Annotated in this window: 15 protein-coding genes; 7 read left to right on the top strand and 8 right to left on the bottom strand. The window is 71.6% G+C overall.

Translation table 11 applies throughout. From position 1 onward, the window contains the following. Nucleotides 1–441 precede the first annotated feature (441 nt). Both ABT369_RS36970 and ABT369_RS36965 read right to left on the bottom strand, forming a co-directional pair. On the bottom strand, nucleotides 442–930 hold the full coding sequence (locus ABT369_RS36970; protein ID WP_350619304.1) for a hypothetical protein: 489 nt from the start codon (nucleotides 928–930) through the stop codon (nucleotides 442–444). Nucleotides 931–1712: 782 nt separating this feature from the next. Beyond that, on the bottom strand, nucleotides 1713–4073 hold the full coding sequence (locus ABT369_RS36965) for a hypothetical protein (protein WP_350619302.1): 2361 nt from the start codon (nucleotides 4071–4073) through the stop codon (nucleotides 1713–1715). A gap of 50 nt (nucleotides 4074–4123) precedes the next feature. On the opposite strand from ABT369_RS36965, the gene ABT369_RS36960 reads away from it, so the two are divergent. The 4 genes from ABT369_RS36960 (at nucleotide 4124) to ABT369_RS36945 (ending at nucleotide 7212) form a co-directional block, all read left to right on the top strand. Next, a complete protein-coding gene (locus tag ABT369_RS36960) occupies nucleotides 4124–4510 on the top strand; it encodes a VOC family protein (protein ID WP_350619300.1) in 387 nt (128 codons plus the stop codon). Between the two features lie 790 nt (nucleotides 4511–5300). Then, nucleotides 5301–6131: an alpha/beta hydrolase gene (locus ABT369_RS36955; protein WP_350619298.1), complete on the top strand. Its 831-nt coding sequence runs from the start codon at nucleotides 5301–5303 to the stop codon at nucleotides 6129–6131. Between the two features lie 35 nt (nucleotides 6132–6166). Next, nucleotides 6167–6523, top strand: a complete 357-nt coding sequence (locus ABT369_RS36950; RefSeq protein WP_350619296.1) for a tetratricopeptide repeat protein — start codon at nucleotides 6167–6169, stop codon at nucleotides 6521–6523. Between the two features lie 89 nt (nucleotides 6524–6612). Further along, nucleotides 6613–7212, top strand: coding sequence for a hypothetical protein (locus ABT369_RS36945; RefSeq protein WP_350619294.1), 600 nt, complete (start codon nucleotides 6613–6615; stop codon nucleotides 7210–7212). A gap of 513 nt (nucleotides 7213–7725) precedes the next feature. Here the strand turns inward: ABT369_RS36945 and ABT369_RS36940 are convergent. Next, on the bottom strand, nucleotides 7726–8907 hold the full coding sequence (locus tag ABT369_RS36940; RefSeq protein ID WP_350619292.1) for a cytochrome P450 family protein: 1182 nt from the start codon (nucleotides 8905–8907) through the stop codon (nucleotides 7726–7728). Between the two features lie 69 nt (nucleotides 8908–8976). Here ABT369_RS36940 and ABT369_RS36935 point away from each other — a divergent pair, with 69 nt between their 5' ends. Both ABT369_RS36935 and ABT369_RS36930 read left to right on the top strand, forming a co-directional pair. Then, nucleotides 8977–9372, top strand: a complete 396-nt coding sequence (locus tag ABT369_RS36935) for an SRPBCC family protein (RefSeq protein ID WP_350619290.1) — start codon at nucleotides 8977–8979, stop codon at nucleotides 9370–9372. A 518-nt stretch (nucleotides 9373–9890) separates the two neighbouring features. Next, nucleotides 9891–10538: a hemerythrin domain-containing protein gene (locus ABT369_RS36930; RefSeq protein WP_350619288.1), complete on the top strand. Its 648-nt coding sequence runs from the start codon at nucleotides 9891–9893 to the stop codon at nucleotides 10536–10538. A 613-nt stretch (nucleotides 10539–11151) separates the two neighbouring features. On the opposite strand, the gene ABT369_RS36925 is transcribed toward ABT369_RS36930, so the two are convergent. From ABT369_RS36925 to ABT369_RS36905, 5 genes are all read right to left on the bottom strand, one after another. Then, entirely contained in the window at nucleotides 11152–15126 is a 3975-nt protein-coding gene (locus ABT369_RS36925) for an ATP-binding protein (RefSeq protein ID WP_350619286.1), read from the bottom strand. Nucleotides 15127–15939: 813 nt separating this feature from the next. Further along, the gene (locus ABT369_RS36920; RefSeq protein WP_350619284.1) at nucleotides 15940–16878 is read right to left on the bottom strand and encodes a ribose-phosphate diphosphokinase; all 939 of its coding nucleotides are present in this window, start codon (nucleotides 16876–16878) and stop codon (nucleotides 15940–15942) included. Nucleotides 16879–16907: 29 nt separating this feature from the next. After that, nucleotides 16908–18206, bottom strand: coding sequence for a glutamate-cysteine ligase family protein (locus ABT369_RS36915; protein WP_350619282.1), 1299 nt, complete (start codon nucleotides 18204–18206; stop codon nucleotides 16908–16910). A 1409-nt stretch (nucleotides 18207–19615) separates the two neighbouring features. Next, complete coding sequence (locus ABT369_RS36910; protein WP_350619280.1) at nucleotides 19616–20095, bottom strand: CAP domain-containing protein; 480 nt, start codon at nucleotides 20093–20095, stop codon at nucleotides 19616–19618. A 654-nt stretch (nucleotides 20096–20749) separates the two neighbouring features. Then, on the bottom strand, nucleotides 20750–21640 hold the full coding sequence (locus ABT369_RS36905) for a ferredoxin reductase domain-containing protein (protein ID WP_350619278.1): 891 nt from the start codon (nucleotides 21638–21640) through the stop codon (nucleotides 20750–20752). 374 nt (nucleotides 21641–22014) lie between these two features. On the opposite strand from ABT369_RS36905, the gene ABT369_RS36900 reads away from it, so the two are divergent. Then, nucleotides 22015–22383, top strand: a complete 369-nt coding sequence (locus ABT369_RS36900; RefSeq protein WP_350619276.1) for a hypothetical protein — start codon at nucleotides 22015–22017, stop codon at nucleotides 22381–22383. Nucleotides 22384–22851 lie beyond the last annotated feature (468 nt).

Here is a 22851-nt window from a genome sequence, read left to right as displayed (position 1 = left end):
TCTTACGTGGCCCGGCGGCGTACTTTTGCCGGAGGGTTCTCGGGTGGCCGGACTTTCTCACGCGGCCGGGCGGCGTGCTTGGCCGCAGGGTTTTCGGGTGGCCGGACTTTCTCACGCGGCCGGGCGGCGTGCTTGGCCGCAGGGTTTTCGGGTGGCCGGACTTTCTTACGTGGCCCGGCGGCGCACGCAGCCGCCGGGATCCCGTCCGGCCGGTGGTTCTTCGGCCTCCTCGGCGTCCGCGGCCGACAGGCTCCCTCCGGCCGGACGGCCCTCCCGGGCCTCCGTGCACCCTTTGGCTGGGCGGCCTCCTCGGGCCTCTGCGGCCTCCGGTTCCGGTCCGGCCGCGTATCCCATGGCCGGACGCTTGATGCGGCCCCGCGGTGCATGCAGTCGCCGACTCACTGCATTGCCGGCCTCGCTTGCACTGTTCGCGCTCGGCACCTAACCGTCAGTGCTGCGCTTCGCCTGTCGGGCCGCGTTGACGTGCCGTGCCTTCGCGGTAACCACATGCTGGCGGCGGAACGCGCCCTTGATGCGCACCCCGTCATACGTCACGAAGAACGACCACGCGACGATGAGCACGAGCGGGGCACCGATCGTGCCCAGGAACAGCAGCCAGCCCGGCGGCCCCTCCAAACTCGAGGGGATGGACTCGTCACGGACGGGCGCATTGACGAAATACACCACCGTGGCGATGAACGCGGCAAGCGCCGCGACCGCGATGACCGCCGCGGCCGCCCGGACCAGCATGCGCCGCCCAACGCTGGCGACGCTGAGCGGCAACTTCTCGCCGCACGCCCCGCACTTCTGTTCAGCCACGATGCTGCCACGGGGCGGCCGGCGCACCTTGATCGGGAACGCGTGGAAGCGGGTCAGCTTGTAGCGGCCCTGCACGACGTTGCCGCCGTACTCCCGGTCGACGACGTGCATGAGCGCCGACCGCTGCGGAAAACCGGGCTTCTGCCCTGACATGGTGCCGAAGCGTACCCGCTTGTGGCGATCGTGCGATACAGGACGGCAGGCGCAAGACCTCCGGATTCTCTGAGAGGAACCGTGCCCTCCGCGCGCGCCGGGCATCCCTGTGGAGCTGATCCACCGAGGGCTGGATCCCACAACAGCTGCGATTCCCACGGGCCGGCCGCGTCCGCGCATCCGACGGTCACCGACAGTGCACGGACCCCTCGATATCGGCTGCCGGGCAGTGGCTGCCCTTCGCCGTGGCTGTCGTTCCGCTAACGGCTGCCGTTTTGTTACGGCGTCGTCGTCTGCAATGGCCGTCGCGCCGCTTGTGGCCGCTATCTGCCGTAGCCGCTCACCGCCCGTTGCCGCCGGCGCTCATGGCCGCGCTCGCCACGAGCGCCGGGGGGCGCTGCTCGCCACGGATGCTGAGGGCGCTGCTTGCCACGGACGCCGAGGGTTTACTCACCGCCGCGAACGCTGCGGAGCTGCTCGCCGCGAACGCTGCGGAGCTGCACGCCTCGGACGCCGGGGGCGCTGCTCGCCTCGGACGCTGAGGGTTCGCTCACCGCCGCGAACGCTGCGGAGCTGCTCGCCGCGCTGCGCAACGTCGTGCCGGCGACACCGCCCGATCCCGCCGATCCGCAGGCCGCCCGCCACAGCCGTCACTGAGCGGAGTCGAGGCCCGAATTAGCGTCGGGTGATTGCAGGTAATCAGTAATTCGGTAATTCGCCAATCCAGCCGCCGGCGCGCGCTACTCCTCGCCCATCTCGGCGACCTCGGTGATCCAGGTGCGAGCCGCGGTCGGCAGCTGCGACGCCCCCTTCGCGTACGTGGCAATACCCGTCATCAGCCCCGGCCACAGCGACCCCCGCCACCGCCCGCCGAACGGCTGCAGCAGCACGAGCCGGCGACCGTTCCACCAGCCGTGCGTCTCGGTGCCGGCAGCGCCACGGACCGTCACGTGCGTGTCGGGGAAGTCGCGCAGGAGGTCGAGCACGAGCAGCGCGGTACGCCGCGGGTCCTTCGACGTGTCTACGAGCACGCCGCCCGCGTCGGAGCGCTGGACGGTACCGACCGACTCCGGAATCGCATCGACCGCGTCATCGAACGCGGAGCGCACGAGCAGCTCCCCGGCGTCGGCGGCGATCCCCTCCGCGCTGAACTCGGTGCCGAGCACGTCGCCCGCGAGGCCGACGGCGTAGCGCGCGACGAGCTCGGCCGGCGGGTCGGAGTCGAGCCGCACCTGCGCGCGCAGCTCCTCAAAACCGCCGAGCGGTGACAGCAGGTGACCGTGATGTACCGCTGCGATGCCCACCGTCGCGAGCGCAGCCTGCTCGCCCGCGAACGCCTCGTCGTCGGCGGCGATGAGCGAGTCCAGGCCGGCCGCCACGAGCGGCGTCCAGTCCTGCGGCGCGGGCCACAGCCCGGCCGCGGCGAGCACGAGCACGATCCGGAACGCGGCCAGCCGCGGCGGCAACGGCCAGCCCGCGGCGGCCCCGCCGAGCCGCAGTACCTGCTGCCGCAGGCGCTCGATCTGCCCGGAGTCCATGCCCATGACCGCAAGAGCGAGCTCGTCGGCGGCGTCGACGGCCGCCCGCCCGAACGCGAAGTCGAGCAGCGCGGGGCCGACGATGGCGCGCAGCCGCTCCTCCTCGGCGGCGCGGCGCTCGGCCGTGGGCACGCCGTGACGCGGAGTACGGCCGGAGGCGAGCTGCGCGACCGCCGCGAAGAGTGACTCGAGGTCCGCGGCGTCGCCGAACACGTTCGCCAGGTCCCGCATCTCCAGCGGCGACGGGTGCGTGTAGCGGGTCACGGCCACGGCGACGTCGCTGACCACGGCGGTCCCGAGCTGCGTGCCGTCCGCGGCCCGGACCTGCGCCGACCGGCCGGCGAGCCGGGCGCCCTCCGCCACGTACGTGTGCAGCCGCCCCTCCGCCCCCGTCCACGGCAGCTTCACCGACGTCTCACCCACGGTGACCACCAGCCCGTCGGGCGCCGTCGAGCCGGCCGCGACCAGGCTCGCCTCGACCCGATCGGCGTGCACACGCAGCGCGAGCACGCGGGTTGTGGCGGGCGGGACCGCTTCGGGTGGGCGCACGGCAAGCGAGGTGTCACTGAGGGTGACGTCGCGCGTCTCCTGCCCGTCCAGCAGGGACTCGGTCACCTCCAGCAGCAATGCGAGCTCGCAGTTGCCGCCCGGGTCGGCCGCCGTCACCAGCAGGGACTCCGGCGTGCACTCCAGGCCGCCGGTGACGAGCACGCCGCTGTCGCCGGTCCACCACTCGACAACCCCGGCGCCGCGGTACCGCCGGTCCGTCGACGTCTCCAGCAGCACCTCGCCGGTCTCGTCGAAGCCGCCGACCTCGTCCAGCGCGCCGGTCAGCCCCGCCGTGTCGCACCGCACCCCGGACGGCACCAGCAGGCGCACCTGCAACGCGCGCACCGCGCGGGCGATCTCGCCGAACGCGCGCCCGGCCGGGTCGAACGCGTTCGCCGCGATGCCGAGCCGGTCCGCGCCCGCCGCGAACGGCAGCTGCTCCACGATCGGCACCTGGTCGTTGGTGAGCAGCAGCGGCTCGTCGGCCTCGGCGGCGTGCGGCCGGGCCGTGAGCAGCGCCGCGACCGCCTCGAGGCGCTCCGCCCCGACGGGCTCGATCCACAGCAGGCCGGGCAGGCGCCGCAACCAGTCCGCGAGATCCGTGATCAGCGTCGGTACCGTCGCGCCGTCCGCCACCAGATGCGTCCACACCTCCGCATCGCGCCCCCAGCCGCCGGCCGTGGCGTCGCCGGAGCCGATCGACACGGTGGCCGCGCCCGGTGACGCCGCGATGATGATCCGCGCACGGAAGGTGCCCCCGGAGCGGCACACCACGGGGACGGGCAGCACCTCGCGTACCGCCGCCACTCCGTCACCCACCGTGGCCCCCGCGCGCGCGTCGAACAGCACGGTGGTCCGGGCGCCGGCCGCTCGCGCGTGCCGCAGGCAGGCCTCGGCGAAGTCGAGATCCGCCGAGCCGGTCAGGACGAGTACCTCTTCGGCGCCGCTCAGCAGCGGTGCGGGCGTCTGCGGGCTGTCGGCCGAGGCCGTCCACGCCGGGCCAGCTGTCAGCAACCTTCGGCTCCCTTCGGCGGCAACACCGTTGTCACATATACCTTGACGGAATGACCGTCCGCATCAGGCACATCACGATCGACTGCGCCGATCCGTACCGCTTGTCCCTCTTCTGGAGCGCGGTCACCGGATATCAAGAAGCTCCGAACGATCCCAATCTGCCCACGCATGATCAGGCGCTCATCCTCGCCCCGGACGGCTCTGCCGGCCTGCTGTTCATTCGCGTCCCCGAGCCCAAGAGCGTCAAGAACCGCATCCACTTCGATGTGCAGCCGCTGGACGCGAGCCGCGACGAGGAGGTGGAGCGCGTGCTTGCCCTGGGCGCCTCTCAAGTCGACGATTTCAGACGTCCAGACGGTACCGGCTGGGTCACGGTCGCTGATCCTGAGGGCAACGAGTTCTGCATTGAGCGCTCCGCCACCGAGCGCGCAGAGTAGTGCTCGAGTCACTCCGGACTCACGCGCCCGTCGCCACGCAGTGAAGCCGCACTTCGGTCACGTTAGGCGATGGCCGCGTCACCCGGGTTGCGGGCCCGTCCGGGAGTGACCGTTGCCGTGTGCGACTACCGGCCGGCCGTCTGTGTGACAAGGGCGCCCAGCCACGGCGACTGTGGCGTGGCCCGCGCTGTGCAAATGGTCACCGGCGCGCGGGTGTCCGGCAGTGTGCGGGCCGTCGCCGATCGTTGCCGCCAACCGGCCATGACGCGATCGGCGGCACATAGCCGACGCCGCCTTGCTCGGCCCCGCCCGCGAGTCGCGACGCCCGCGAGTCGCGACAGCTGTGAGTCGTGACGCCCGCGGGCCGCGACGGCCGCGGGCCGCGTCGCCCGCGGGCCGCGTCGCCTGCAAGAGTCGCGTCGCCTGCAAGAGTCGCGTCGGCTGCGGGCAGAGACGCCTGTGACGCCTGCGGCCTGTGACGGCTGCGGGCCGTGACGCCTGCGGGCCGCGGCGGTCACGAGCAGCGTCGCTTGCGAGTCGCGACGCCCGCGAGCCGGCAGTCATCGGCGCGCAAGCAGCGGCGACATCGGCAGCCGGCGACGTGAGCAGGCTGCCCCGCGCCCAACCTGACCGGGCGAAGGAGCCCCACGGCGCGGCGACCCGGCGACTCACGGTGACGACAACCACGAGCCAAGACGCCAGCCGTGGACCAAGCGCACGGTGACCAGTTGGCCACGACATATCGCGCCGCGTGCTTGCGATGCGCGCACGAGCGGCGGACCATGCTGCCATGCAACGCGATGAACTCGCCCTCACCGGCGGTGGCGGCGTCCGGATCGTGTACGACGCGTGGTTGCCCGAAGCCGGCGCGACCGGAGTCGTGGTGCTCGCCCACGGGATGGGGGAGCACGCACGCCGGTACGACCACGTCGTGGAGCGGCTCGGGGACATCGGACTCGCCGTGTACGCGCCCGATCACCGTGGGCACGGACGCTCCGAGGGCAAGAGGCTGCTGGCGCGCAGCATCAGCGAGTACACACGGGATCTGCATGTGCTCTTCGACGAGGTGCGGGGCCGTCATCCCGGGCAGGTGCCGTTCCTGATCGGGCACAGCATGGGCGCCATGATCGCGCTCGCGTACGCGCTGGACCACCAGGCTGACCTGCGCGGGCTGGTGCTGTCCGGCACGCCCGTACTGCCGGGCAAGGGCATTCCGAAGCCCGCCATCGCGGTCGCGAAGGTCCTCGGCCGCGTCGCGCCCGGCGCGCCGGTGCAGACGCTGCCCTCGAAGCTGATCTCGAAGGACCCGGCGGTGGTCGCGAAGTACGACGCGGACCCGCTCGTGCACCACGGCAAGGTCCCGGCCGGCCTCGGCGGCGCGATGCTCACGCAGATGGCCGTCTTCCAGCGCCGCCTGCCCGAGCTGACGCTGCCCACGCTCGTGCTGCACGGCTCCGAGGACGGGCTGGTCGACGCCGAGTCGAGCCGCCTGATCGCCGAGCGCGCGGGCGCGGACGACCTGACGCTGCACATTTACGAGGGCCTGCACCACGAGGTCTACAACGAGCCCGAGCAGGACCGCGTGCTCAATGACCTGATCGGGTGGCTCAAAGCCCATTGAGGAAGGTTTCGTACCTCCCGTGCGTTAACGGTGCCATGAACGACATGATCGCCGAGTACCGCAGGGGAGTCCTCTACTTCGACGCCGGTGACCCCATCGAGGCCGCCAAGATCCTCTCCACCGTGCTGGACGAGGAGCCGGGCAACGCCGAGGTGCGGCTGTGGCTGGCCCGCGCCTACTTCGCGTCCGCGCAGCTCAACCGCGCCGAGACGCACCTGCGCGCGCTGGTCGACCGCGACCCGACCGATCACTACGCGTGCCATCTGCTGGGCCGCACCCTGGAGCGGCAGAGCCGTCCGCGCGAGGCCCTGCCGTTCCTGCGCCTGGCCGCCGCGATGTCCTCGGTTCCCGACTATTCGGCCGCGGTACAGCGGGTAGCCGGCACGATCTGACGCGTAGCCCCCGGAGTTTGGCCAGCTCGAACGAGTGCGGCCAACCCGGGGGCAGCGCCGTGCCCGTAGATCGCCTACGGTGCTCACTCGTGAGGCACTATCCGTGGCGCTCGTTGCTCAAGGGCATCTGGCGGACGCTCGTCGCCGTCGTCGTGACGACGGCGTTCGTCATCATCGCCGGGATCCTGGCCGGCGGCCCGAGCTTCAAGCTGCTCGCGGCCGGCCTGTTCCTGTCGCTGTTCGCGGCCGTGCCCGGATACCTGCTCTACCGCGTCGGCGCCCCCGACCACTCGGCCGGCAACCGCGTCGTGATGTTCCTGGCCTTGATCGCCGCCTCGGTCCTGGGCACCGTACTCGTCCTGCCCGTCTACATGTCCCGCGAGGGCGTCCCCACCGACGCGCAGGTCACGCAGGTCGTGCGAGCCGTGAGCAGCGTGTCCGAGAAGCGCTTCCCGGCCTACCAGGTCGCGGACCGTACAACGGGCGAGAACCTTGGCCGCCTGCGGTTCCTCGACACCGAGCCGAAGGTCGGCGACACCGTACGCGTCCGCAAAGACCCCCGCGGCTGGTTCAACGTCACGGTGGCCGACCCGACCGGCCGCTTCACCAAGCTGGCCGCCCTGATCGTGGCCGTGCTGGGCCTGGCCGCGTTGCTCCTGGGCGCCGGCGGCCACATGCCGGAGGACTGACCGGCCGGTTCCCGCCACCTTCGGCCCGGCCTGTCGCGACCGTTCCCGCCGCAGCGGTTCACCGACGCCGACGCTCGACTGACTGGGCGCAAGCGGCCCATCGGCCTGGCTCGTCGCGACCGTTCCCGCCGCAGCGGTTCACCGACGCCGACGCTCGACTGACTGAGCGCGAGCGGCCCGTCGGCCTGGCTCGTCGCGACCGTTCCCGCCGCAGCGGTTCACCGACGCCGACGCTCGACTGACTGAGCGCGAGCGGCCCATCGGCCTGGCTCGTCGCGACCGTTCTCGGGCTCAGGCTCTCCCGCTATCCGTCCCCGCCTTGGCCGTCACGGCCGGCCGGGCCGTTCGCCATCGGCGGCGGTCCCGACCCGGACGGCCGGCTCGTGCCAGCCCGGCGACGTGCTGGTCTCATTGCAAGGCTGGACGGGGGAGTGCGGCCCTCACTGCTCGTGCAGGCCTCACTGCAACGCTGGACGGCTCCCCGCCCGTACCGCAGAGCCCCGCCGCGACTACTCAGAGCGTCACCGGCAGCGCGGCCGGACCGTGGATGAGGATGCCCGTCCGCCACACCACCTCCTGGGGCGCCACCGCGAGCCGCATCCCCGGAAACGCCGCGAGCAGATCCGTGAACGCGATCTGCGCCTCCAACCGAGCGAGCGGCGCACCGAGGCAGTAGTGAATCCCGTGCCCGAACGCCAGATGCTGGTTGTCCCCGCGGTCGAGCACGAACGCGCCCGGCTCCCGGAATCGCTCTGGGTCACGATCCGCAGCAAGGAGTGAGATCGCCACCATCGCCCCGGCCGGAATCGTGACGCCACCAAACGTGACCGGCTCCGTCGCGGTCCGTGTCGTTGCGGTCTCGACCGGGCTCTCCAGCCGCAGGAACTCCTCCACCGCCGCCGGCACGAGCGAGGGATCCTCCCGCAGCCGCCGGTGCGCCTCCGGATGCGTCAGCAGCGTGAACATCCCGTTGCTGATCAGGTTCATCGTCGTCTCGTGCCCCGCGAGCAGCAGCAGGAACGCCATCGACGTGAGCTCGTCCTCGTTGAGCCGGTCACCTTCGTCCCGGGTCGCGATCAGCGCACTGAGCAGGTCACCCGCCGGAGTCGCCCGCTTACGCTCGATGAGCCCCAGGATGTATCCGAGGAACGCGGCCGCCGCCTCGGGCACACCCGGCCCGCCGGCCGACGCCGAGACCAGCACCGAGGTCCACCGCCGGAAGGCGGCCTGATCCTCGATCGGCACCCCGAGCAGCTCACAGATGACCTGAATCGGCAGGTGTACCGCGTAATCCTCGACCAGATCCGCGCCGTCCCGGCCCCGGAGCGCCTCGATCAGCGCCGCGCTCAACTCTCCGACACGAGGCCGCAACTCCTCGATGCGCCGAGCGGTGAAGGCCTTCGACACCAGCCGCCGCAACCGAGTGTGATCGGGCGGATCGTACGCGAGCAGATGCTTGGTCAGCGGCGTACTCGTCGACGCTCTGAGCTGCCGGGCGTTGTCCCCGGCCCCTTGGCGCTTCGACAGCCGCGGGTCGGTCAGCGCCGCCTTGCAGTCCGTGTACCGCGTGACGAGCCAGACCTCGAACCCGTTCGGCAACGTCACCGGGTGCACCGGCGCTTCCTGCCGCAACTGCGCGTACACGGGATGGGGGTTGTTCCAGAATTCCTGCGTGAACTGCACTGGCGTCGTCACACATCAACGGTAACCAATCCGAGCCGGGACCGGGAGTTACCGACTCGATCGTGGCAGGATGGGCGGGTGGTGAGCGAGTCGAAACACATCAGCGTCCACATCGCTCGCGCTCCCGGCGAGGTCTACGAATACGCCAAGAATCCGGCTCACCTGCCGGAATGGGCGCCGGGCCTGTGCAGCGCCGTCGAGCGCGAGGGCGACCGCTGGTTCGCGGTGTCGGGCGACAGCCGCATCGAGCTGACGTTCGCCACGGACAACCCGTTCGGCGTGCTCGACCACGACGTCCACCTCCCGACCGGCGAGGTCTTCCGCAACCCGGTCAGGGTGGTCCCGCACGACGACGGCAGCGAGCTCACCTTCACGCTGCGCCGCCAGCCCGACATGTCCGACGCGGACTTCGCCCGTGACAGCGCTCTGGTATTGGCCGACCTGGAAGCCCTGAAGCGAATCGTCGAGTCGCGCTGACCGCACTTCAGCCGCATCTCGCGCCACGCTGATCAGCGCTTTTGTCCGTGGCGAATCGCGCTGGCCGCGACTCACACGCGCACCACGGGCTGGACTTGCCGCCGCTTGTGCGCAAGTCGCGCCTAACCGACCCCCGCCTTTGCGCACGTCGTGCCGAACTCAGCGCTGGTTTTTGCGCACGTCGTGCCGAACTCAGCGCTGGTTTTTGCGCACGTCGCCCCGAACCGGCCGCGGTTTGCGCACGTCGTGCTGAACTGACCCCTGTTCGCGCACGTCGCGCCGAGCCACCGGTGGTTTGCGGAGGTCGTGTCGAGCTGACTGCTGGTCTGGCGCACGTGGCGCTGAACTGACCGCTGCTTTCGCGCATTCGATGCGCCGAAACGAGCGAAGTCCACCCCGATCCCGCCCGCTCGCAGTCCTGAAGCCCATCGGCCCCGGCTCGCACTTGTCGAGCGTGCGGGACACCCACCAAGCCGCCATTAAGTGATCGCCAACCGTTGGGCCGTCTGCTGTACGGCATGAAGCAATCCGCGCCCAATCTCCTCGGCATCACCATCAACCACCGCTCGATGCGCGGCGACGCCCGCCGTTTCGCCGACGTCACGCGCGGTATCGCGGAGGGCCGGGTTCCCGCGACTCCCGCTCGTGCCAAGGCCATCCACCAGTACCTGACCACGCTCTGCACCGGCATCCACCACCACCACCAGGCCGAGGACGACATCCTGTGGCCGGTGCTGCAGGCCACCGCCGGCGCCGAGATCGACCTCGCCGAGCTCACCGACGACCACGCCCAGCTCGACCCGCTGCTCGACCGCATCCGCACACAGTCCGCTGCCCTCGCCGCCACGCCCGGTGACCGCGATACCGCCGCAAGGCTCGCGGACTCGCTGGCCACGCTGCGTGACCTCCTGGACGAGCACATCGAGGACGAGGAGCGCACGATCTTCCCCGTCATTCGCCGCTACGTCTCCGGCGAGCAGTGGCAGCGAGTCGAGGCCGGTGTCCGCAAGGGCGGCAAGATCGGCTTCGAGCTGCCGCGCATCGAGCGCTACGCCACCGCCGAAGAGCTCGCCGAGCTCCTCCGCGAGGCCGGCCCGGTCCTGCGTCTGATCCTGGCGACCGTCCGCCCCGGCTTCCTCCGCCGCGAGAAGGCGATCTTCGGCTGACGCCTTCGCGGCCGCACCGTCCCGCGCCACACGACTGACACCGTCCGGCCGCCGACCGGGGGAAAGCCAACGGGCTCCGGGGCTTTCTCCACAGCGGCCGGCATCGGCAGCCGTCCGAGACGACCGGCCCAAAGCCGGTCGTCGGCCTTCGGATCGCGTGTCGGCGCGATCGGGCTGCACTCAGCCGCGAGAAGCCGAGCTGCGGTTGACGACCTCGTGCCCCGCATGAACGCCGCGCCAGCCGATCTGTGGTTGTCGGCGGCGTGGCCGCATGAGGCCCGCCGGACGATCTGCGGTTGACGATGGCGTGGCCGCATGAGGGCCGCGTCAGACGTCTGTGGTTGACGTCTGTGGTTGACGACGGGGTGGCCACATGAAGGCCGCGCCAGCCGATCAACACCTTCCGAGCATCGACCGGCGAGTCGCACGAGGGCCGGGCACGCGGGGCACCGTGTCAGCGCATGGTCACGCCTCGTATGTGGGGAGCGTGACGAACGCGCTCGGGGCGGCCACGAACCGGCGCACCGAACATGTTCGTCTGCGTCACATCCAGGCCGTCACATCCAGGCCGTCACATCCAGGCCGTCACATGCAGAACGTCACACCCAGAGGGTCACATCCAGGGCGTCGCGCCGGTGCGAGCCGCCAGCTCCTTCGCGGCCTCGAAGTGCGCATCGGCGGGCCTGCCGAGCGCGACCGCGAGTTTGCCGAGCACGAGATCGACCGGCGGCCCCGGCACCGTCCCGCTGGCCAGACCCACGAACTGCCCGGCCCACGGCAGTAACTGTGCGTAGCAATCAGCCGCCACGGCGAGGTCACCGAGGGCGGCCGCGTTCTCCCCGCGCAGTCCCATCATGGCCAGCCAGTAGTAGTCCTCCCGCACCGGCGTGTCCGGCCTCCACACCGCCCGCGCCTCATCGAGCCGCCCGGCGTCGACGTATGCCCGGGCGAGGAATTCCCCGGCCTCGGACTCCGCGGTCGACAGCGTCCGTAGCGGTTCGAGCACAGGCAGGTAGGTGTGCCCGAGCCCCTGCGTCAGCCGGACGAAGAAGACGCCGATGATGCTGACCAGGTACGCGTTCGGCTGCCCGGCCGCCTCGATCCGCTCCCCGAGTTCGGTGTAGATCCGCTCCGCGGTCGCGTGGTCACCGGCGAGCACGGCCCGGATCGCACCGAGGATCGCCATCACGGAGAGTGTCACGCCCAGCTGGCCGGCGGTCGACTTTTCGAGCGCCCGATCGAGGTGCTCCTGCGCGAGCCGCAGATCGTTGCGCTCCAGCGCCGCCTGGTACAGCACGTGATGCGCCTGCGCCTGGAACCCGAGCAGCCCTGCCTGCTCGGCGACCGCGAGGAGTTCCGTCCCGACCGCGGGGAGTTCGTGCCGCCGCTGCGGATTGAGCACCGCGAAGTACCGTGCATTCAGTGCCTGACACAGCACCAGAGCGTCACCCTCGCTCCTGGCGATGCGCAACGCCTCCGCGCTGGCCTCGGCACACCGCTCGACCTCGTCGCCCTCGAGCTCGTACACCAGCGTCACGAGCATCCGCGCGCGCAGCCCGGCGGGAAGGTCGTCGCGGGCAAGGGTCCGCTCGAGCAGCTCGACGAGCGGCCGGTCGATGGCCCGGGCAATGCGAATCGACCACGCGACGGGCGCGTCGAACGCCGCGAGCGCACGAGCGAGCGGTTCGACATCCGCAACCGCGGCCAATGCCTGGACGAACGACTCCGACCCGGCGAGGTCGGCCGATGACCGTGCGTGCACATCCGGTTCGCCGCCGCTGTTCCACCGCTGCGCGGCCGCCTCCGCGGCGGCCGGCCCAGCGGCCGGAAAATCGGCGTCGCTCGCGGCCCGTGCACGCCGATGACCCCCGCCGCGCCCGGCACCCAGATCCCTAACCCCACCGAGCCCGGCCCCACCGAGCCCGGCCCCACCGAGCCCGGCGCCCAGATCCCCGGCCCCACCGCGCCCTGTACCCGGATCTCCAGCTCCACCGAGCCCGGCACCTGGACTCGCGGCGCCGCTCCCGGCGGTCAAGCCGACGACGCCGCGGGGTTCGATGCCCGCCACCGCGGCCGCCGCCAGCACCGCGTCCCATCGCACCGTGCGGGCCCCGATCGCATCACCGGAGTTCGCACGAGCGGACGTCAGCCCGCACAACAGATCCAGGCGCAGCGACGCCGTGTCGGTGCCCTGGTCACCCGACCCCGGCCGTTGCAGCCCGAGCGCATCCAGCGCCGCCGCATACAACTGGGCCGCCTCGCGATGTGCGAAGTACGCCGCCGCCTGCCGCGCCGCCGCCGATCCGTGCCGGGCGGCGCGCACCGCCGAAGCCGGGGTCGCCGCGGCGAGCGCGTGGTGGCCGAGCGCCGCGACGTCGCCGGGATTGGTCCGCTCCAGCACGTTCAGGACGCGCTCATGCAACCGTCGGCGACGAAGCTGCGGCATGTCGTCGTACAGCACATCTCGTAGCAGTGCGTGACCGAACCGTACCCGGCCGGGCGCGGGCTCCTCCAGCAGCCCGGCCAGCACCCCGGCCTCGAGGCCGTCGAGCACAGCGTCCTCGTCCTCGGTGAACGCCTCCGCCAGCACGTCGATGTCGACGTCGCGCCCGAGGATCGAGGCATGCCGCAGTACCGTCTGCGCCGCCGCCGGCAGCCGAGCCAGCCTTCGCCGCAGCACGTGCCCGATCCCGGCCGGAATCGCCCGTACGGCGCTGCCCGCTCCCTCCGCGGAGATCAACCGTGCCGTCTCCGCCAGGAACAGCGGGTTCCCGCCGGTGCGCTCGTGCACGACCGCCGCGACCTCGGCATCGACCGGCGCACCGAGATGCCCGGCCAGCACCCGTGCCGCCGCGTCCGCCCCGAGCCCGCCGAGCAGCAGCTCCATCGACCGCGGCCCAGCCAGCGCGGCGCGGGCGGCTCCGAGCTGCGGATGGTCCTCCCCGGTGCGGAACGTGGCGACGATGAGCACGGAGCGCCCCGCCAGGGCGACGGCGACATGCCGCAGCACCTGCAGCGTCTCGCCATCGGCGCGATGTACATCGTCGAGCACGACGAGCAACGCCCCGCCGGTCCCGAGCCGCTCACCGACGGCCTGTGCGAGCTGGAACTGATCCGCTGCGGCGCGTACGCCCGGCGTTGTTGCGGCCTCGAACCGGCCCGCTGCGGTGTGCCCGTCGGACGGGGAGGCCACGCGCAACGCGTCCGCGGGGTGCGATGGCGAGCGACGGGCCTGGGTGCGGTCACCGTGCGTCGGAGCGGCCGGCAGCCGGCCCACAACCGCGTGTCCGCTCGGCGGCGATGCGGGTCGGAACGGGTCCGCCGTGGCGTCTCCGGCCGGCTTCGAAGCGAGACCGGGCTGGGCCGCGCCCGTGCGGCCCTCCAGCAGTGGTGAGAGCCGCTCGTCGCCCACCCCGGCCGGGGCATCCGACTCCCAGCCGGCGAGCACCTCGGTCCAGGCCCAGGCCGGCGGCGCCCCATCGACCTCGGGGCAGCGACCCCATGCGACCTGCCAACCACGCTCCGCCATCGCCGCCGAGAAGGTCCGGACCAGCGTGGACTTCCCGGCGCCCGCCTCTCCGCCCAGCCACACGATCCGCAGGCCGTCCCGCTGCACCGCCTCCGCGGCCGCGCCGAGCGCCGCGAGCTCCGAGTCGCGTCCGACGGCCTCGGCGCCCTGCGGCGAGTCCGGCGTCTGGCCGTGGACGGTGATCGCGGTGTCCCGCCCGCCGGGATCGCTCCGTGTGCCCAACGGCTCGCGCTCGGTGCCGATCGTGTCGTTCGGCCGCCGATCCGCGGCCGGAGCGGACGGCGGTGGCGGAGTGTCGGCGGACAGGTGCTCGGCGTGTGCGAGGACGTCCGCCTCGAGGGCGCGGAGCGCCGGGCCGGGGTCGACGCCCAGCTCGTCGGCGAGCCGGTCGCGGGCCTGCCGCAGCGCGGCGAGGGCCTCGGCCTGCCGTCCCGCCCGGTACAGCGCGGTGGCCAGCACGTGCACGGCTTCCTCGCGCAGTGGGTGCTCCTGCACGTGCCGGTCGAGCTCCGGCACGACGAGGGCCGCGCGCCCGAGCCGCAGGGCGACCCGCCCGGCCGCCTCCACGCAGGCGAGGCGCAGCTCCTCGAGGCGCGCGGCCTCGGGGGTCGCCCAGCTCTCGTCGGCGAACTCGGCGTACGCGGGACCGGCCCACGCGTCGAGCGCCGCCCGCAGCAGCCGGTCCGCCTCCCGCGGGTCGGACTCGCTCAGCTCGCTCCCGCGCCGTAGCAGCGACTCGAACCGCCACGCGTCGACCTGCTCGTCCGGCAACCGCAGCGCGTACCCGGGCGCCATCGACACCACGACCGTTGCGGGCGTGCGCGGGGCCCGTCCGGGTTCGAGCGCCCGGCGGAGGTTCGAGACGTACACCTGCAGCGCCGCGAGGGCCTTCGGCGGCGGCTCGCCCTGCCACAGGTCGTCGATGAAGCGATCCGTCGGCACGACGTGCCCGCCCGCGGCGACCAGCCGCGCCAGCACCGCCCGCTGCCGCGGCCCGCCCGCGTCGGCCGGGTTGCCGCCGACCTCGATCCGCAGCGGCCCCAGTACGTCGGCGCGCACGGTCGGCGTCCGGTTACTCCCCGCCGCTCGACCGGAAGCCGCGGCCGATCCGTCATAGCGGTCACCGCCGCGTGCCGCATCAGTCACGGAACGTCACGAACATCGGGGCTCACTTACCGTCGGCGCCAGAAACAGGTATCTCACGGCATCCGATCATGGTCACACCCCGTGGACAACCGATCTGCGGAGATCGGACACCCGCTTTGGCCCGGCGAGCGCAGATTCGGATCGTCCAGCGGGGCGCGAGTGGCCGGGCGTGACCACCCGCAGCGCGTGATGTGTGACGCGGAGTGAGGTGGCGCGGGCCGGGATTCCGGGAGCACGGTGTGCGTGCGCTGGGATGCGGATGAAGACGGAGCGTGCTTGCCGAGACGCGAAACCCGGACTCGCTGCGGAAGCCGAGTCCGGGTAACGCATCGGGCCGTGCGGTGCCATCCACGGACCGATCACCCGTTGGTGCGGCCGGCGTTCACCCGTCCGTGTCCGGGTGATGGAGCCCGGCCGGCAAGTGCTTCGTCATCGACCGGCCCGAGGTTCTGGTGGGCAGCGGTGGTGATGTCGAGGCTGGTGTGGCGGATGTGCACCGTGGGTGCGGGACGGGTGAACGGCTCGTGCGGAATCAAAAACGTCCGCCCAGCAGTGGCGCCGTAACCGCCCGTGGCGACCATCCGGTCCGGCTGGGCGCCGGCTCAAGAACAGCGCGGCTCGGTGGATCAATGCGGCTGGGTGGAACGGCGGGGCTGGGTGGATCAGCGCGGCGCAGTGGAGCAGCGGGGCGCAGTGGAACGGTGCGGCTGGGCGGAGCAGCGCGGCTCAGTGGAACAGCGAACTGACCGACTCGCCGTTGTGGATGCGGCGCATCGCCTCGGCCATCGCCGGCGCGATCGACAGCACACGGAGCTTCGGGACCCACTTGTCCTTCGGCAACGGGACGCTGTTCGTGCACACGATCTCCAGGACGTCCTCCTCGGCCTGCAAGCGTTGCAGAGCGTCAGCGGTGAAGAGACCGTGCGTACACGCCACCCGGATGCTCGCCACGCCCCGCTCGCGGAGCCGGTCGATGAGCTCGAACACCGTGCTGCCGCGGGCGATCTCGTCGTCCAGGACGATCACGTCGCGGCCCTCGATGTCGCCGATCACGGTGCTGATGACCACACGATCGTCGGAGAAGCGCTGTTTGGCGCCGGCTGCAACCGGTACCGACAACATTCGCGCAAATGCAGAAGCAGGTTTCGCGTTCCCGAGGTCCGGTGACACGACGACGGCGTTGGACAGGTCGTGCCCGCGGAAGTGGCCTGCCAGCTCGCGCAGCGCGTGCAGGTGGTCGACCGGGACCGAGAAGAAGCCGTGGACCTGCGGCGAGTGCAGGGTCAGCGTGAGCACGCGGCTCGCGCCGGCGGCCGTGAGCAGGTCGGCGACGAGGCGTCCGCCGATCGAGATGCGCGGTTCATCCTTTTTGTCGGATCGGGCGTACGCGTAGTGCGACATGACCACCGTGGTCCGCGCCGCCGACGCGCCGCGTGCGGCGTCGAGCATGAGCAGCAGTTCGACGAGGTGCTCCTGCACCGGCGGCACCAGCGGCTGGATCAGGAACACATCCCGCTCGCGGCAGTTGGCCTGCAGTTGTACCTCAAGACAGTCATTGGCGAAACGATCTACCCGGACGGGTAGCAGCGGCACCTCGAGCTGCGCGCAGATCTCCTCCGCGAGCTCGGGGTGCGCGCTGCCACTGAACACGGCGATGTCGCGCACGGGCGGGACTCCTCGAAGCCGGGGCCTGGTCATCCCGTTGATACCACACCCATTCGGCGCGTTCGCTCCTGCGGCGCATCGTCGGCGGGGCAGCGTCCTCGCAGTACGTAACGGTCGACGAACTGGGCCACGGCGTCACGCACCGGAAGGGGCGCGCCACTGCGGGCGAGCACCGACTGGGCCGCGGTGAAACACGCGAGCGCGGCGGCCGCCGTCGCCGGGTCGGCGAGCCCGTCGCGGGCGGCGGCGAGCCAGTCGCGGTGCCGGCGCAGCGGCGAGCGCAGGTGCTCGGTGGCGTCGGCCGCGGCCTGGGAACCCTCGGGGTCGTCGAGGAGTGCGGTGACCACCGCCGCGGGTACCACCCAGTCGTCGCCGGCCTGCTGGTCGATCATCCGCAACTCCAGGTAGCCGCGCGGTCGCACCGGCGGTACCAGGGTGCCGAGGTGGCGCTCCAGGTCGGTGAGCGTCACCGGGCGTGGGCCGTGTCCGCGCAGCCAGTCACGCATCGTCAGCCCGCTGGGCACGTGCCAGCGCTCGCCCGGCCCGGCGGCCGGGTCGTCCTCGGCCGGCGCGACCATCGCGACCTTCGCGGCGAGCGCGTAGCGGGCCCAGGCCTTGCGCGGGTCGTCGGTGCGCCGCGGCGCGCGGGTGCGGCTGGCGTCGGTGCCGAATCGCAGCGCCTGGCGGTAGGAGGCCCAGCGGCGGCCGGCCCGGGTGACGTGCGGGGAGTTCGCGAAGGCGGCCATCATGACCGGCCCGATGGCGTCCGCGAGCCACCAGCGCCGCGCGAAGTGCGACCAGTCGTCGGCGTCGGCGCCCGATCCATCGGTACCGGAGTCGAGGCACACCTGGATCGAGGCGGAATTGGTCATCACGGTGCGTCCTCGTGTGCCCGACCGGTCGTGGTACTCGGCCAGCGCCACATAGCGTGGATGATTCGTCACCAACCGCGGCCGGCGCAGCATGTCGAGGCCGGTCCCGTCGAGGTGCAGCCCGTGCTCGGCCAGCGCCGCCCGCACCAGCGCCAGGTCGCCCGCGAGCGCGCTCAGGCACTCCGTCAGCGACGCCCCCACCCCGCTGGACAGCTCCAGCTGGCCGCCCGGCTCGATCGTCACCGCGCTGCCGCCCGGCAGCGGGTTGCCCAGATGCGCCACCAGCCCGAGCAGCCGGGCCGGCGCCGGGCGATGCAGCGGCCGACGCGGATCACGCACGCAGTACTCGAGTTCCACCCCGACGCGCCCGACCGGCCCGACCCGGAACCCGGCGGCGGCGACGTACGCGGAGGCGGTGGTCTCCGTGAGGAGGATGGCGGATGTCGTGTCGTTCACGGCGGCCTCCCGGAAGAAGGGTGCGTGCTACCCAGGGTGGTGTTACGGATGAGGTAAGTGATCGTTCAGGTGCGACCAGCCAGGCGGCGGGGCGTCGCACTTGGTAAGGCGGTGCGGTGGTGCACTTGGTATGCGGCGGTGTGCTGCGCGCGAAGCGGGCGGGTTGGAGCGGTAAAGCGGCGGGCGGTGCAGGGTGCGGCGACGAACCCGACCGGCGGCGGGGTGCCGGGCGAGGTGCATTCAATTAGGGGGTCATTCGGGCGTTCTGTCCAGCGGTCGAGGACAACGCGCGATGAACTCTGGATGGGAAGCCGCTGGAAGTCGGCAAGATCTGTGGTCCGTGCCCGCGGCTGCGCGAGATCTTGCGACGACCGCAATTTCGTCACACCTGCCCGCGGTTGATCGATGTTCATCGGTCAAAAGAATCGATTTCCAGGCCGCCCGTGAAAGCGTTTCCTCTGGTACCGCCGCTGCGCATCCCCATCAGCGGCCCGGCCTGAAATTCACGGCGCGCAATTTCTCGGCAGACGCATTTGGATGCATTCCAGAACGACATTTTCGGCGAGCATTGCGGAGCGTGTCGATCCCGGTACGTCAGGCGTTCGTGCACCCCCTGTCGCGCCTGTCGTGCGTACCCTCGCTGTCCGTGATGCTCCAGTCGTGCGCCGCGTCCTCGGCGGCGTGTCGCCGGTGCGGCCGGTTCCTTCCGCGGACGGTGCGACGCCCCTTGGTGGCCAGCATTGCGACGGGATCCGCCTGGCCTCTCGACCAGTGCGGCTCTGGTGTCGCGTGCCTGGATCGCGGCCGGTCTTCGGTCGGCAACTCGCGATCGCGGCGCCGCGCGGTGCGAGCTGGTCGCTCCCGCTGGTCGCTCCCGCTGGTCGCTCCCGCTGGTCGCTCCCGCTGGTCGCTCCCGCTGGTCGCTCCCGCTGGTCGCTGCGAGTGATGGGTGCGCTTCGGCGGATCTGGTCCCGGCCGATCTGTGCCCCGACTCGCCTTCGCCCCCGGGCTGTCGAGGCGAGGCCGGCCCGGATCCCGCTGGCCGTCGCGGCTCGACGTGTTCGCATCCCGGCTGGTCCTCGGCCGGTTGCTGGCGCCATGCGTGTGGCCCGTCCCGGTCGCCGCGGGCTGCTGGCCGTGCTCGTGCGACCGTCACCCGGCGTGATCGTCCCGCGGTGCCGAAGGTGTCACCGTCCGAGATCTGGTCGACCGCACGGGTAACGACCATCGCTTCATGTAGTAGTCAACAAACTACTGATCGTGTTGAGAATTTGAGCGACCGGCAATTCGCCGACGTGTTTCAGCCGGTACTTCCCTCACTACACTCCGTCGACACATTCCCGTCGCGGAAAATTTCGCCCGCTGCCCGGCCCCGTGGGTGGTGTCCTCCGGGGCCGGGCCCGTGTGCACTACCAGGGACTGGCGAAGTCCTGGGTCCAGAAGGGCACGCCGCTGGCGTTGTACACCACGGCGACGCCGACGTTACGGAACCGGCAGTTGAGGATGTTGGCCCGATGGCCGGGGCTGTTCATCCACGCGTTCATGACGGTCCGTGCGTCCCGCTGGCCCCAGGCGATGTTCTCGCCGTAGGAGGACCAGCGATACCCGGCGGCCCTGACCCGGCTGCCGGGTGAGCCGCCACCAGGCGACCCGTGCGAGAAGTAGCCACGTCCGGCCATGTCCCGCGAGTGCGACCACGCGGCGGAACTCAGGCGTGGGCTCGAGGTCACCGGCCCGCACCCGGCCCGTGCGCGCACGCTGTTGGTCAGGGCGATGACTCCACGAACCATGCCGTAGTCGCCAGCGAACGCCGGCCCGGCTTGAACCGCCGCACCCGCCGCGACCGCACCCGCGACGAGCGTCACGGCGACACCCTTCCGGAATCCCATCTCACCTCCACGAAGTAGCGCAGATGGCCTGAAAGTAAGCAGGACTCGGCTTTCCGTACTGAATCTTGCCGAAATGCCGCTTCTGCACCTTTGATGCGCTACGGAACGCTTGCGAACCCCTCGCGGCGCCCTGCGGAATTCACTCGCCAGGGTGACGGGCCGACCACGACAGGTAGCCCTAACTTCGGCCGATTGCTGGGCCCGCCGCGAGCACGGTGCGTGGCGGCTATGTTGCGGCAATTAGGCATCCCCGTGGTCGGCTGTGCACCCCACGACGGGAACGCGTGCAACAGGCCGACAGCCGGGCGTGGGTGAGAGGCTGTCCGAACGCAGGTGTAGGGCAGGAAGAGCGGAAGATGCCCGACGTCAGGCGATCGGCCGCGCCCGAGCCCGGGACCGGCTGAGTATTCAGATGCGTAGCGCGCACAGCCGGCAATCGAGGCCGAGGCGGCGATCAGCCGTCGGTGGCGGTCACGATGCGCTGCCGGGTCGTGTCGGCATCGCGCAGCCGCGGATGCGTCAGCGGTAGCCGAGCCGCCGTGCCGGTAACGCGATCAGCCGACCACGGCGGTCACGATGCGCTGCCGGGTCGTGTCGGCATCGCGCAGCCGCGGATGCGTCAGCGGTAGCCGAGCCGCCGCGCCGGTAACGCGATCAGCCGACCACGGCGGTCACGATGCGCTCCATGGGCACGCCGGCATCGCGCAGCCGGGCTGCGTCCGTGGCGGTCGAGGCCGCCGTGCCGGCAACGAACGCGATGTGCTCGGACCAGTCGCGGCCGTCGTCGGTGAAGTGGTCGCGGATGACGACGGTGCCGGGCGGGGCGAGGTCGGCCAGGCGGTACACGTCGCGTTCGATCGGCGACGGCCAGTGCACGATCACGTTGCGCTCGGTGCCGGCGGGTAGCGCGGTGCGTAGTGCGATCAGGGTGGCCCGGATCGGGGCGATGGCGTCGCGGTCGGCGATCAGGAGCAGCGGACGGTGATCGTCCAGCGGTGCCGGGTCGCCGACCGGGAGGTGCAAGGTGACTCGGTCGCCGGGTGCGGTGCGCTCCACCAGTTCGGCGCCTACGGGATCGTCGCGGTAGAGGGGGATGTGCAGCTCGACCGTACGGTCCGTGTCGGGCAGGTTGCCCACCCAGCACTCGCGCCGGCGGCCGGGGAGGCGGCGGACCTCGGCCACGGCGCGTGTGCCGGGTGGACACGGGTACGGCAGGTAGGTCCGGAGTCGTAGCACCGCGAGGTCGGCTCGGAGGCGGTCGTGGCTGGTCACGACCGCGCTCCAGCGGACCGGCTCGTGGGCCGCGCCGGCCGCGCCGCTTGCCGTCCAGCGGGCGGCGAGTCGTCCGGCGTCGCGCAGGGCCGCCTCCTCGTCGGCGCGGAGCGGGGGTGCGGGCGGGTTGGCACGCAGGGCGTCGATGAGCAGGATCGCCAGGGCATCGAGGCGCTGGGGTGGTATGCCGAGGGCGGTGATCGCCGGGCCCAGGTCGGAGCAGCGGGCGGCGACCATGCCGGGGTTGCCGAGGTTGTCGACCAGCCAGGTCACCGCCTCGCGGATCGTTTCGCGGCGAGCTGCGGGGTCGGTTGGTAACAGGGCGTGGAGGTCGTCGAGGGCGTGCCGTTCGCTCGGTGCCGCCAGGCCGCCGATGGATTCCCAGGTGCGTGTCGGCTGGCTGTTGCGGGCGGGGGTGGGTGGCAGGTCGACGCCGGTCGAGGTTGGGGGCCGATCGGCGGTGAGGGTGGGCGGGGTGGTTGTTCGATCCGTAGTGCCGATGCCTACCCAGGGTGCCGACAACCGTGACAGGCGTGGATCGGCCGTCTGGGGGACTCCTGGTGCTGACGTGGGTGCGGAGGGTGACCACTGGATGTTGGGGGTCCGGGGCGGATCGGTGGTGGCTGGTGTGGGTGGCGCCGCGGCGGGTGTCGGTGGAGGTGCCGACGGTCCGAAGGCGGATGGCGGCCGGAATGGCGATGGGGGCGGCTGAGCCGGTGATGAAGGTGGTCGCGGCCATGGTGGTGGAGCCGGCTGCTGCGTGGATGAAGGCAGGTCTGGCGGCGGAGGCTGTGGGAGTGGTGACGGTGGGGAGGCGGTGGCTGGAACGGGTGACGGTGGAGAACCGGTGGCTGGGAGCGGCGGCCGTGGAGAAGCGGCGGGTGCGAGTGATGACGGTGGGGAAGTGGCGGGTGGGAACGGTGACGGTGAAGAAACGGTGGGTGCGAGCGGGGAAGGTGTGGAGGTGGCGGGTGGAAGTGGTGACGGTGGAGCAGTGTTGGGTGACTGTGGGGTGAGTGGGGGAGGCGGTGGTGGAGTTGGGGGCTGGCGCGGACTGCGTTGAAGTGTCGTCAATTTCGCTAGGATTTGGGTCAATGCCGCATCCATGGCCTGGTTTGAGCGAACCAGGAGATCGGTCAGGACGTGCTGCAACGTTGCTGCGGTGGTTGGGATCCCCGTGCTGAAGCCGTCTGCTGAAACCGCCGTAGGGGCGGGGGCAGCAGGAGCAGAGGGGCCCGTGGTGGCGGAGGGGCCCGACGCGCCCGAAGGGCCTGCGGTGATCGAATGGGCCGGGCCTGCAGAGTCGGGCGGGCCTGCCGTTGGGCCGATCTTGGTCACCCTCTGAGTCTGCGGCGCCGCGATCTTCGGCGACGCGGGAAGACGAGGGAAAGGGCGCAACCCAGGCGTCGCGGCGCAGAAGTTGCCGGGGCGGCAGGCTGCCGCCACAAGACCCTGCTGTCCCAAGCGGTACGAGTCGGCGTCGG

It is taken from the genome of Dactylosporangium sp. NPDC000244, from assembly GCF_040300725.1.
Classification (GTDB): Bacteria; Actinomycetota; Actinomycetes; order Mycobacteriales; family Micromonosporaceae; genus Dactylosporangium.
Note: the sequence above shows the minus strand (reverse complement) of the source record. Positions and strands in the feature narration are given on the sequence as shown.

Excerpts from the sequence above, each read along its gene's own strand:
- ABT369_RS36970 (WP_350619304.1), bottom strand. The coding sequence starts at position 930 with ATGCACGTCGTCGACCGGGAGTACGGCGGCAACGTCGTGCAGGGCCGC.
- ABT369_RS36950 (WP_350619296.1), top strand. The coding sequence starts at position 6,167 with ATGAACGACATGATCGCCGAGTACCGCAGGGGAGTCCTCTACTTCGAC.
- ABT369_RS36955 (WP_350619298.1), top strand. The coding sequence starts at position 5,301 with ATGCAACGCGATGAACTCGCCCTCACCGGCGGTGGCGGCGTCCGGATC.
- ABT369_RS36960 (WP_350619300.1), top strand. The coding sequence starts at position 4,124 with ATGACCGTCCGCATCAGGCACATCACGATCGACTGCGCCGATCCGTAC.
- ABT369_RS36910 (WP_350619280.1), bottom strand. The coding sequence starts at position 20,095 with ATGGGATTCCGGAAGGGTGTCGCCGTGACGCTCGTCGCGGGTGCGGTC.
- ABT369_RS36930 (WP_350619288.1), top strand. The coding sequence starts at position 9,891 with ATGAAGCAATCCGCGCCCAATCTCCTCGGCATCACCATCAACCACCGC.